The sequence below is a fragment of the Tenacibaculum sp. SSH1-16 genome (genome assembly GCF_040104435.1).
GTDB classification, from domain to species: domain Bacteria; phylum Bacteroidota; class Bacteroidia; order Flavobacteriales; family Flavobacteriaceae; genus Polaribacter; species Polaribacter mesophilus.
The window spans coordinates 1-11,426 of sequence record NZ_JBECOV010000019.1 but is presented as its reverse complement, the minus strand read 5'-3'; the positions used below and the strand labels follow the sequence as shown (position 1 = coordinate 11,426).

Annotated in this window: 12 protein-coding genes; 4 read left to right on the top strand and 8 right to left on the bottom strand. The window is 30.2% G+C overall.

The window, feature by feature from the left end:
- Complete coding sequence (locus tag ABMY20_RS15730; protein ID WP_159615098.1) at positions 1-918, top strand: PorP/SprF family type IX secretion system membrane protein; 918 nt, start codon at positions 1-3, stop codon at positions 916-918.
- Positions 919-933: 15 nt separating this feature from the next.
- On the opposite strand, the gene ABMY20_RS15725 is transcribed toward ABMY20_RS15730, so the two are convergent.
- The 5 genes from ABMY20_RS15725 to ABMY20_RS15705 are packed head-to-tail and all read right to left on the bottom strand — an operon-like array spanning position 934 to position 5,251.
- Positions 934-1,743, bottom strand: a complete 810-nt coding sequence (locus ABMY20_RS15725; protein WP_349265782.1) for a DNA/RNA non-specific endonuclease — start codon at positions 1,741-1,743, stop codon at positions 934-936.
- On the bottom strand, positions 1,744-2,187 hold the full coding sequence (locus ABMY20_RS15720; RefSeq protein ID WP_167712396.1) for an acyl-CoA thioesterase: 444 nt from the start codon (positions 2,185-2,187) through the stop codon (positions 1,744-1,746).
- A gap of 34 nt (positions 2,188-2,221) precedes the next feature.
- Positions 2,222-3,289: an ABC transporter permease gene (locus ABMY20_RS15715; RefSeq protein ID WP_349265781.1), complete on the bottom strand. Its 1,068-nt coding sequence runs from the start codon at positions 3,287-3,289 to the stop codon at positions 2,222-2,224.
- Positions 3,282-4,547, bottom strand: a complete 1,266-nt coding sequence (locus ABMY20_RS15710; protein ID WP_349265780.1) for a mechanosensitive ion channel domain-containing protein — start codon at positions 4,545-4,547, stop codon at positions 3,282-3,284. The genes ABMY20_RS15715 and ABMY20_RS15710 overlap by 8 nt, the downstream gene beginning before the upstream one ends.
- A gap of 14 nt (positions 4,548-4,561) precedes the next feature.
- Complete coding sequence (locus ABMY20_RS15705; RefSeq protein WP_349265779.1) at positions 4,562-5,251, bottom strand: queuosine precursor transporter; 690 nt, start codon at positions 5,249-5,251, stop codon at positions 4,562-4,564.
- Between the two features lie 65 nt (positions 5,252-5,316).
- On the opposite strand from ABMY20_RS15705, the gene fabD reads away from it, so the two are divergent.
- Positions 5,317-6,201, top strand: a complete 885-nt coding sequence (gene fabD / locus ABMY20_RS15700; RefSeq protein WP_349265778.1) for an ACP S-malonyltransferase — start codon at positions 5,317-5,319, stop codon at positions 6,199-6,201.
- 73 nt (positions 6,202-6,274) lie between these two features.
- Here the strand turns inward: fabD and ABMY20_RS15695 are convergent, their stop codons facing one another.
- From ABMY20_RS15695 to ABMY20_RS15685, 3 genes are all read right to left on the bottom strand, one after another.
- The gene (locus ABMY20_RS15695) at positions 6,275-6,469 is read right to left on the bottom strand and encodes a hypothetical protein (protein WP_073184218.1); all 195 of its coding nucleotides are present in this window, start codon (positions 6,467-6,469) and stop codon (positions 6,275-6,277) included.
- Positions 6,470-6,740: 271 nt separating this feature from the next.
- Positions 6,741-7,142: an MFS transporter gene (locus ABMY20_RS15690; protein ID WP_173359437.1), complete on the bottom strand. Its 402-nt coding sequence runs from the start codon at positions 7,140-7,142 to the stop codon at positions 6,741-6,743.
- 16 nt (positions 7,143-7,158) lie between these two features.
- On the bottom strand, positions 7,159-8,286 hold the full coding sequence (locus ABMY20_RS15685; RefSeq protein ID WP_173359438.1) for a DegT/DnrJ/EryC1/StrS family aminotransferase: 1,128 nt from the start codon (positions 8,284-8,286) through the stop codon (positions 7,159-7,161).
- Positions 8,287-8,442: 156 nt separating this feature from the next.
- Here ABMY20_RS15685 and ABMY20_RS15680 point away from each other — a divergent pair, with 156 nt between their 5' ends.
- Positions 8,443-10,875, top strand: coding sequence for an ATP-binding protein (locus ABMY20_RS15680; protein WP_349265777.1), 2,433 nt, complete (start codon positions 8,443-8,445; stop codon positions 10,873-10,875).
- 307 nt (positions 10,876-11,182) lie between these two features.
- On the top strand, positions 11,183-11,426 hold a 244-nt coding region (gene tssD, locus ABMY20_RS15675; protein WP_349265420.1), incomplete at its 3' end, for a type VI secretion system tube protein TssD.

Here is an 11,426-nt window from a genome sequence, read left to right as displayed (position 1 = left end):
ATGAAAGAGATAAGGAACTATATTTTACTGTTTATTTTTATGATGGTACTTCAAAATAATTGGGGACAACAAACAGCTTTGTATCCAGAGTATAATTATAATCCGTTTATTATAAACTCTGCCTATACGGGAATGTCTGATGGAGCAGAAATTACACTTAGTAATTATGGCTATATAAATAGTATTGAAGGAAGTCCCAGAACATTGTCATTAAGCTTTCATACTCCGATTGCAAGAAAAAAAATGGGGATAGGTGGGGCTATTGTACGAGATAAAATAGGGGTAAGTACTTATACAAATGCGTATGCTTCATATTCATATAAAATATTTTTTGATACGGAGATTGATAGACCTTATTGGCAACATTATAACGAACATGTAATATCGTTTGGACTAACAGCAGGAGTACAACAGTTTCATGAGAATCTGTTAGAGTTAGGTATTACTGATGATATAGAGTTTTCAGAAAATATGAATGTAACTGTACCAACCGTAGGTATTGGGTTTTTATATAATCATGCAGATTTTTATGCAGGAATTTCGTTGCCAAATCTTTTAGGTGATAAATTAGCGTCTAGAGATGATTTAAATATATCAAACCCTATTTACGGTTATTTCGGGTATCGTTTTTTTACCAATCGATTTGAGGAAGTAATGATTAAACCTAGTGTTTTCTTAAAGTATGAAGGTGGAGCACCTATGCAGATTGACGCAAATGTTGCTGTTAACTATAAAAACAAATTTGAAATCGGTACGGGCTATAGAAGTAGTTCCTCAATTAATTTTTTAGCAGGTATTTATGCTCTAAAAAATTTAAAATTTGTGTATTTCTATAATGCAGCATTTAGTGATTCTGTGTTAGGAAACAGTCATGGGGTTATCCTTTCGTATGTTTTTGAGAAAAAGCGCAGGTATTAAAAAGGAATGTTGGAATTACCTAAAGCTCCAATTTTTATAATTAGCAGAAGCCTCTAGTTGGTTTTCAATAGTATCAGGTAATTCAGGGAAGAAATCAATACCTGTTTTTTGTTCTAATTCATCAATAGAAACTACAAAATCAGATAGCGGTTTGTTACTTTCTTTATGTGGAAGTAAAAAGGCAATGGCTTTAATTTCAGGCTGAGTATAATCTAGTAAAACCTTATAAAAATAATTAGGAACACTTACTTTTTCCTTTCCTATAGTTTTCAAGTTAGGTTCTAAAACACCACCAGTAACAACATACAAGTGATTATATTTTTTAGCCCAATAACGAGTTTTTTGCTCTAGTTTATTCCAAATACCAGCATTAAACTCATGGTTTTGAGGAGAAATGTTTGAAGTGTAAAAAGTTTCATCATGAGCACTTTTAGAGGCACGTCTATCACCAGCAGGACATAAGTGCCCTTTGTCATAACCAGATCTTTTATAATTTCTCCAATCTGCAGATTTTGTCTTCACTTTGGGGTCTACAATAAAAAATGGACGCTTACGGTTGGTATAAACAATATCACTTTTATCTAAAGGATAAGCAACCCATTCAGCTTGCTCATGCTTTTCACTATACGATAACTGGTAGCCATTATGTTTTATAATGACTCCAGTTGTTGAGGTAGGAAAGTAATTGAAGTTATTAGTTTTATTACTGGCTGTTTCTGTTGTAGGTTCAGAAAAGTTCTTAGCTTCTTCTTTTTGTTGTAACCAATAACCTACAAGTAAAGCAACAATGGTAATAACAACCTTTATTTTCCTTGAAGTACTCATTTAATTACTTAAAACGATTTCTTTAAAATCTTCAGTTTTTTCAACTTCGTTAAAAATCTCTTGAAATTTAACAGGAGGTACTGTTAATTTACGCTTAACCAAATCTAACCAAGCACCATAAACAGTGATAATTGCAGAAAGTTTACCTGCTTGATTAAAAACTTCATGTTGAATTTTCCAACGTTCACCTTTTTCGGATAAACCAGTAACTTTTAAGTTTACAGTTATGTCTTCTCCCATGTGTATTTCACGTAAAAACTTGGTATTTTCTTCAAATAAAATAGGACCAACTTTTTCCTTAGTAAAATCTTGAACAGTTACATTATGCTCTTTAAAAAAACGTAAACGTAATTCAGCAGCGTAATCATTGTATGCGGTATGACGCATGTGTATGTTGGCATCAAAATCTGCCCATCTTGTTTTAAACTCAACACTAAAACTCATATCAAAAAAATTTAAGAAAGCGAATTTACAAATTTTAAGCTTTCACATCTAAAGCATCACGAAGTGTATTTCCAATTAACATAAATGCCATTACTAAACTCATAATTGCTAATCCTGGAATCAATGCTAAAAATGGTTTGCCCAAAATGATATAATTATAATGATTTTTAATCATAGCACCCCAAGAGGGAGTAGGAGGTTGGGCTCCAATACCTAAAAAACTCAGTCCGCTTTCAATTAAAATAGCAGCTGCAAAATTTGCGGCGGAAATTACAATTATAGGAGCTAAAATATTAGGTAAAATATGTTTGAAAATAATTCTAAAATCAGAAAAACCTAAAGCTTTGGCAGCTTCCACATATTGCTGCTGTTTAGTAGTGATTACTTGACCCCGAACTACACGAGCAACCTCTACCCACATAGTTAATCCCACTGCAATAAAAACTTGCCAAAAACCTTTACCCAAAGCCAAAGTAATAGCGATTACTAATAAAAGTGTTGGAATGGACCAAGTGATATTGATAACCCACATAATAAAATCATCAATTTTTCCACCAAAATAGCCAGCAATAGCGCCAATAGGAATTCCTATTAAAAGCGAAATAAACACAGCTATAAATCCAATAAAAAATGAAATTCTAGCACCAATCAACAACCTGCTTAATAAATCACGACCATATTTATCAGTTCCTAAATAAAATGTTTTTTGTTGAATGTATTGTTCAAAAGAAACAGGAAACTCTTTTGGTAAACCATCGGAGTATTTAATAACTTCTAACTGATTGTTTTTAACAGAAAATGATTTTATAGGTATTTCTGTTGATGAATTTTGCTTTCCTTCCATAAAAACAGAAAACCACGATTGTTGTTTTTTTACTTCTGAAGGAATACTTAATAGTTGTACAGAAAAACCAGGAGATTTCGAGTGAATTTCTAAATGCATTTGATTGGCAGAGTTACTGTTGTCTGGAGCTAAAACATAACAAAAAACAGCAATAAACCCGCATAAAATAATATATCCAAAACTAAACATACCTGTTTTACTATGTTTAAATTTTTGGATAGCTATTTGCCATAAAGATGTACCAGTATTATTATTCACTCTTTTGTATTTCTTTCAAGTTATTGATGTCAATACTTGATGGATTTTGAAAAACTTCCAAATCAAAATATTTTACAGAAGCTAAAATATGATCAAAAATGTTCGCCATAACACGTTCGTAATCTACCCAATTTTTTTCTCTACTAAAGGCATAAATTTCTAGTGGAATTCCGTTAGGAGTTGGCTCTAACTGACGAGACATTAACAACATATCTTGATTTATTTTTGGATGATTTTCAATGTATTTATCCAAGTAAATTCTAAAAGACCCAAAATTGGTTAAGTTTCTACCGTTTAATATTACAGATTTGTCAATATTGTTTTCTTCGTTGTATTTTTTTACTTCCTTGCTACTTTTTTCAATATAGTCAGAAATTAACTCAATCTTTTTAAAGCGCTCAATATCTTCATCGGTAAGAAAGTGAATGCTATTTATTTTAATTAAAATTGATCGTTTTATACGTCTACCACCTGAAGTATTCATTGTTCTCCAGTTCTTAAAAGAATCGGATGTTAAATAATACGTAGGAATGCTAGATATTGTATTATCAAAATTTCTAATAATTACAGAAGTAAGGTTAATTTCAACTACATCACCATCAGCGCCATATTTTTCCATGGTAATCCAATCTCCAATTCTAACAGTATCATTTACTGCTACTTGAATGCTTGATACAAAACCAAGAATGGTATCCTTAAAAATTAATAATAATACTGCTGAAAAAGCACCTAATGCAGTTAAGAATCTAATTAAAGGTTTTCCAGTTAATACAGAAAAAGATGATATAGCAGCAATAAGCCACATGATTACCATGAAAATTTGCACATAGCTCTCTAAGGGTTTGTCTTTGAAAGCATTTGTGGTACGAAGAAAATCTTTAACACTTAGTAGAATACTACGTATAAACCAAATAATAGCAAAAATAATGGCAATAGTAGCAATACGTTCAGCGTAGGTAAACAGATTAGGGAAATCGACTAAAATATCTTTTAAAAAATTAAAAACAATAGTAAGAATAACAATTCTTGAAAGGTTTAAAAAGGTTTTGTTTTTAATAAGCATATCATCAAAACTAGTTGATGTTTTTGCTGCCATTTTATTAACTGTTCTTTTTCCAACGTATCTAAAAAATTTGAATAAGATATAACCTAAAATTCCAAACATAATAAGATTTGCAAATAAATTTAGGTATGTAGCTAATGTTTCTGAAAGTGAAAGCTGTTCTTTAAAAATTTTATAAAAAAACTTGTTTAACATAAAGTAATATTCGTTTAAAATTTGCTGATTTCTTCACCTATTTGTAAGTCAAATTTTTTTCTAAACCAATATATAACAACATACAAAACAGGAGTGTCAAGAGCTGCTATAATGACTTTAAATAAAAAACCGCTAAGTAAAAGGCTACCAAAAATACTCCAAGGAAGTATTTTAAAAGAACTCAATAAAAATAATACGGTAAAAGTATCTATAAATTGTGACAAAAAGGTAGAAAAATTATTGCGAAGCCATAAATGTTTTCCTTTAGTTAATTTTTTCCAAAAATGAAAAATTCGAATGTCTATAAACTGAGCAGCTAAGTAAGCTAGCATAGAAGCTAGTACAGCAAAAGGAGAAAGCCCAAAAACTTTGGTAAAAGTTTCGTCGCCAATGGGAGAGTTATTAATTGCAGGAGCATAATCAGCTACTAAAATAATTAACATAGAAAAAAAGGAAGCAAAAATTCCTGATACAACAACTCTGTTGGCCTTTTTCTTACCATAAATTTCAGAAAGAATATCTGTAATTAAAAAAGTAATAGGATATGGAAGTATTCCAACAGACACTTCAAAACGAAATAAATTAAAAGGTTCCCAATAAAAAAACTTCTGAAAAATTAGGTTTGAAGTTACAAGAGAGGCTATAAATAACGAAGCTAAAACTAGGTAAATAAGTTGTGCTTGAGATTTTTGTTGTACAGTCATAAAACGAAGATAGTAATTTTAAAAGTTGTATGTTTGCAAGGTTAAATAAACAACAAAACAAACAAATGAAAGCGTATATTTTTCCAGGTCAAGGAGCACAATTTACAGGAATGGGGTTAGATTTATATGAAAACTCTCCATTAGCTCAAGAACTTTTTGAAAAAGCAAATAATATATTAGGTTTTAGTATTACTGACGTAATGTTTGAAGGTACTGCTGAAGAATTAAAACAAACTAAAGTAACACAACCTGCTATCTTTTTACATTCAGTAATTTTAGCAAAAGTTTTAGGAGACGATTTTAAACCAGAAATGGTTGCAGGTCACTCTTTAGGAGAATTATCAGCGTTAGTAGCTAATGGTGTATTGTCTTTTGAAGATGGATTAAAATTAGTTTCTAAGCGTGCTTTAGCAATGCAAAAAGCATGTGAAATTCAACCATCTACTATGGCAGCTGTGTTAGGATTAGAAGATGTTGTAGTTGAAGAAGTTTGTGCTTCGATTGATGGAGTTGTGGTAGCAGCAAACTATAATTGTCCAGGACAATTAGTAATCTCTGGAGAAATTGAAGCTGTTGAAAAAGCTTGTGAAGTATTAAAAGAAAAAGGCGCTAAAAGGGCATTACTTTTACCTGTAGGAGGAGCATTTCATTCACCAATGATGGAACCAGCTCGTGAGGAGTTAGCTGTAGCTATTGAAGAAACTACATTTAACGAACCTATGTGTCCAGTATACCAAAATGTGGTAGCGAAAGCAGTAACAAACCCTGCTGAAATTAAAGAAAACTTAATAGCGCAATTAACAGCGCCAGTAAGATGGACACAATGTGTGCAGGCAATGATAGCTGATGGTGGTACTGAGTTTGTTGAAGTTGGTCCTGGTAAAGTATTACAGGGATTAATGCGTAAAATTGATAGAAGTGTAGCTGCTAGTGGTGCTTCTTTAGCATAAATAGTAAAAACAGATAGTATAGAAAATCCCGTTCTTTTGGAACGGGATTTTTGTTTTGTGAAAAAGAAAATTGTTATCTAGCTAAAACACAATCTTCACAATCTTTAACTTCACCATAATAGGTTTCTCTGTATTTGTGTACCGTTTCCAGAGGTATAATATTTAAAAACATTTTTTTAATGTAGGTAACATTAGTATGAAGTTTACCCATTTTTCTTGAAAATCGTTTTTCCAAACGTGTTTCTCTTTTAATTTTAATCAATTTCATTATTCTAGTATCATTTAATTAGAGTACAAAGCTAATAGGCTTAAAGCGTGATGTCAATTAATAATCGTTAAAACATTAAAAATCAACTAATAAATGTGTGTTATTAAATTTAGAGTGTATTATTTTAAGAATATGATAATAGGTAGTAGAAATAATTCACAAATTAGAGGTGTGAAAAAGCTGTTTTTTGCTAAAATGAATAAAAAATCACTCAAAAATGATTAAAAACAACCAAAAATGAGTGATTTTTTGTCTTTTTATATAAGAAATCTTAGCTTCTGATATCTAAGGTTTGGAATATTTGTGCTTTTTTTGGAGCTAAAAGAATTAAATAAATTAATAAGATTACTCCTAACAATAAAAAATCAGGTTTTAAAATTAAAATCAAAAAACAAGCACCTTCAATAATAGCCCATCTAGCTATAGAAGCAGACTGATAAATAGCAAGTTTCTCTTCATTACTAGCATCTTTTTGAATGTTTCTCAACATGTTTTTAAAGATGAAGTTACTAGCAACATAAGCTATTGCAGGAATAAATGCATAGAACAAAGATGAGTCATCAATCACCATGTCAAACATGGTCTTGAAATTACCTAAAAATGTAAAAGCAAGAGTAATTCCAGTAATTAAGGCAAGGTGAATAATTTTTAAAATTTTAATTTTTTGATTCATAAGATTTCAATCCAAATTATTGAATAAAATCATTTACAGTTTTAGAGATAAATGTTAGCTGCTCTTCATCTAATTCTGTATGCATTGGCAATGAAATAACTTCATCTATTAATTGATTGGTAACAGTGAAGTCATCTTCATTATATCTATCATCTTGATATGCTTTTTGAGCATGTAACGGAACAGGATAATAAATAGCATTTGGAATTCCGTTATCTAATAAATGTTGGTGTAACTCATTACGTTTTCCGTTAGTAATTCTCAATGTATACTGATGGAAAACATGCGTTGTAAAATCGCTAATAGTTGGTGTGATAATATTTGGGTTGTTAGCAAATGAGTTTGAATAATATTCAGCAGCTTTTCTGCGGGCATCACAATAGCTATCTAATAAAGGTAACTTAGCTTTTAATACAGCCGCTTGAATAGAATCTAAACGAGAGTTTACTCCAACTACATCATGGTAGTAGCGTTTGTACATTCCGTGATTAACCATTCCGCGAAGTGTATGTGCTAATTCATCATCATTGGTAAAAATAGCTCCACCATCACCATAGCAACCTAAGTTTTTAGAAGGGAAGAAAGAGGTAGTACCAACATCACCAATAGTTCCTGCTTTCTTCTTCGTTCCGTTAGAAAAAGTATAATCTGCTCCAATAGCTTGAGCATTATCTTCTATTACTAATAAGTTATGTTCTTTAGCAATTTCTAAAATAGCTTCCATATTAGCACATTGTCCGAATAAATGAACAGGAACAATAGCTTTTGTTTTAGGGGTAATTGACTTTTTTAGAGCTTCAATGTCAATATTAAAAGTGTCAGGTTCAACATCAACTAAAACAGGAGTTAATTTTAATAAACCGATAACCTCAACAGTTGCAGCAAATGTAAAATCAGCTGTAATCACCTCGTCACCTGGCTTTAAACCTAAGCCCATCATAGCTATTTGTAACGCGTCAGTACCGTTAGCACACGGAATCACATGTTTAACACCTAAATAATTCTCTAAATCTGCTTGGAATCCATGAACATATGGTCCGTTAATATATGCTGAAGAATTTAAAACTTCTTGAATAGAAGTATCAACTGTCTCTTTTATTTTTTGATATTGACTTTGTAAGTCAACCATTTGAATTTTTCTCATTTTGACATGATTTTATAAACATCAAAAATACAAACTATCTTTGATTGTTACGAGGTCTTTAGGCAAAATAATATCTATTAAAAATTCAAAATTTAATAGATATATTTAAAACAAGAAAGACGAAGTATCGTTATTTTTACCAAAGATTATTAATTAATGAAAGAATCTAAACGTAAAATAGCTTTTAAGGTTTTAGTGGGGTATGCTACCCTAGCGGTTTTAGCGGTTATTTCAGGAATCTTGTTGTTTTCTGAAATAAAAACATACATAGAGATACAAAAACAAGGAGTTTCTGATAGGAATAATATTATACAAACAGGAGGGTTAATTGCTGATATATATGAAAATGAAAATTTAGGGAGAGCCGCCATTCAGTTAAATTCTTATAAACGATATAATGAATATGTTACCGAGAATAAATTATTGTTGAAAAAAATTGACTCACTTAACTTCATAGCAAAAGACGTATCTAAAACATTTATTTTAGACAGTGTTAAGCTGGTTTTAAATAAAAAACGAAAAAACATAACAAGTTTAAGAAGGTTAAACCAAAGGAATGCTTCAGAAAAATCAATAGATGAGGCTATAGACAAGCTAGGGTCTATAGATTCTTTATTAGGCAAAGGTTCAGTAAAAGATCTTGTAGATAATCCAGATGTTTTTAATAAGAAAACTGGATTAAGTTTAGAAAAGTATTTACGCCTGTTTGATAATGAAGAAGAAGGAGAAGAGAAGCCTGTTAATGTTGAAGAACAAAAGAAAATTGACTCATTAGTTTCTGCATCTAAAGAAATACTTCAAAAAGCGCAGAGAGAAACAGTTATTAAACGTAGATTTTTGAGAATAAAAGAGAGAGAATTAATTGAAAATGATATTATAATTTCAAGAAAATTACGAGAGGTTTTAAATGTACTAGAAAAAGATGTTATTGTTAATGCTAACATAGCTCATAAAAAACATGAAGAAACGTTAGAACGTAGTAGAAACATAATTCTATTAGCAGCTGGAGTAGGTTTTGTAATAATTATACTTTTTTCAATAATAATATTAAATGATTTTTGGAGGAGTCAACATTATAGGCAAGAATTAGAAAGTGCAAATGCAGTTACTTCTTCACTTTTAAAAAGTAGGGAGCAACTAATATCCATGGTAAGTCATGATTTAAGAACTCCTTTAAGCACAATTACCGGTTTTAGCGAGTTATTACAAAAATCAATTACTAGTACTAAAGAGAAAAATTATGTGGTGCATATACAAAATGCATCGGTTTACATGGGACAGCTTGTCGGCGATCTTTTAGAATTTTCTAAATTAGAGAATAGTAAAATAACTATTGAAACTATTCCTTTCGATTTAAAAAGAAATATAGAGGAAGTAGCTAATAGCGCTAAAAGCCTTGTTCAAAATAAACCAATTTCAATAAATGTAAATCATGATGAAAATATAAATTCATTAATTGTTAGTGATCCTTTTAGAATAAAACAAATACTATATAATTTAGTAACTAACGCATGTAAGTTTACAAAAGAAGGTTCAATAACAATAAAAAGTAAGTTAAGAAGCGTAAAAGAAAAAAAATATATAGAGATTAGAGTGATTGATACTGGAGTTGGAATTGGAAAAGATGAACAAGAAAAAGTTTTTAAAGAATTTACGCAAGCACATGAAAAAGAGAATAGGCAAAATGGATTTGGGTTAGGTTTGACCATTTCTAGAAGACTAGCAGAACTTTTGGGAGGATCTTTAACTTTACAAAGTAGTTTAGGAAAAGGCAGTATATTTTCGTTGTTCGTGCCTATTACTTTTGCTGAAGAAAAATCAAATATAAAAGAGATAAGTTCACAAAATAAAAGTCTTAATATTAATGCTATAATAGTTGAGGATGATGCTTCTTTGAGAATACTTTTGAAAAATGTTTTAGAAGAATTAGGAATAGGGGTAACTTCTTTTAGTAATGCGCAAGAGGCACTAAGTAGAATAGATAATATTATCTATGATTTAGTGCTTACAGATATACAACTTCCTAAAATGAATGGTATTCATTTTATGGAAACCTTAAAAAAACACAAATCTTACAAAGGTCAGCCCATTATAGCAATGACAGGGAGAGCAAATTTATCGGAGAATGAATATGTTAAAAATGGTTTTTCAGATGCCATAATAAAACCATTTCACGCTAAAAAATTGGAAGAAATTTTACAGCGATTTTTTGATTTCAAAGCCCAGGAAAAAGATGTGGTTATTAGTAAGATTGACAACGAAATAACAACAAATAGCTTTGATATTACTTCCTTGAAAACATTTTTGAATAATGACGAAGTAGAGATAAAGAAAATATTAAAATCTTTTTTAAAAGATACCGGAGAGAATTTATTGCTATTAAAAGAGTTAGTGAAAAATAATGATGTACAAGGGTTTAATGACGTTAGTCATAAAATGTTGGGAATGTTTAGGCAATTAAAAGCTACTAAGTTAATAACTTTTTTAGAAGAATTTGAGGTTAGTAAAGAGATAAATAAAACCTCATGGAAAGATTTTGAAAAAGAATTAGAAATCTTTTTAGTAGAAATAAAAAAGTATTTTAATTGATTATCAAAAGAGCGTAAAATCAATTTAATCAGTAGTAGTCTTTGTTTAGCTAAGATTGTTAAGTTATCTTGAGAAAATACTTTAAGAAAAGTAACAATTTATTTACATAAAAATTTGGCAGTAATAAAACTATAATATACATTTACGCCACATAAGGCAATATTTGTTATCTTCTTTCTTCTTTTAGAATGGCGCCAAAAATAAAAAAAAGAGAAGGTTTTATATTGTTTAAAGCTTTCTCTTTTTTTATTGAGAAAGCTCTAAAAAGTATTTTAAAATTAATTATTAAACCCAAAAAAAAGAAACTATGGGATCATTTAGAGCAAGTTTCGAATTCGCAGGAAAAGAATTCGACGTATTAGAAGCTGAGTACAGCTTAAACAGAAACACAGACACAAAAGGTAAGCCATCTTCAAGTGTAAACGGAGGAAGAGTTACTTTAACTATTGAATCAACATCAGATACTTCTGTTATCGAGGCAATGGTGAATAGCCAGTTTAAGTCTGTAGATGGAAAAATTGTTTTCAAGAAAACAGATGAAGATTCAAAAA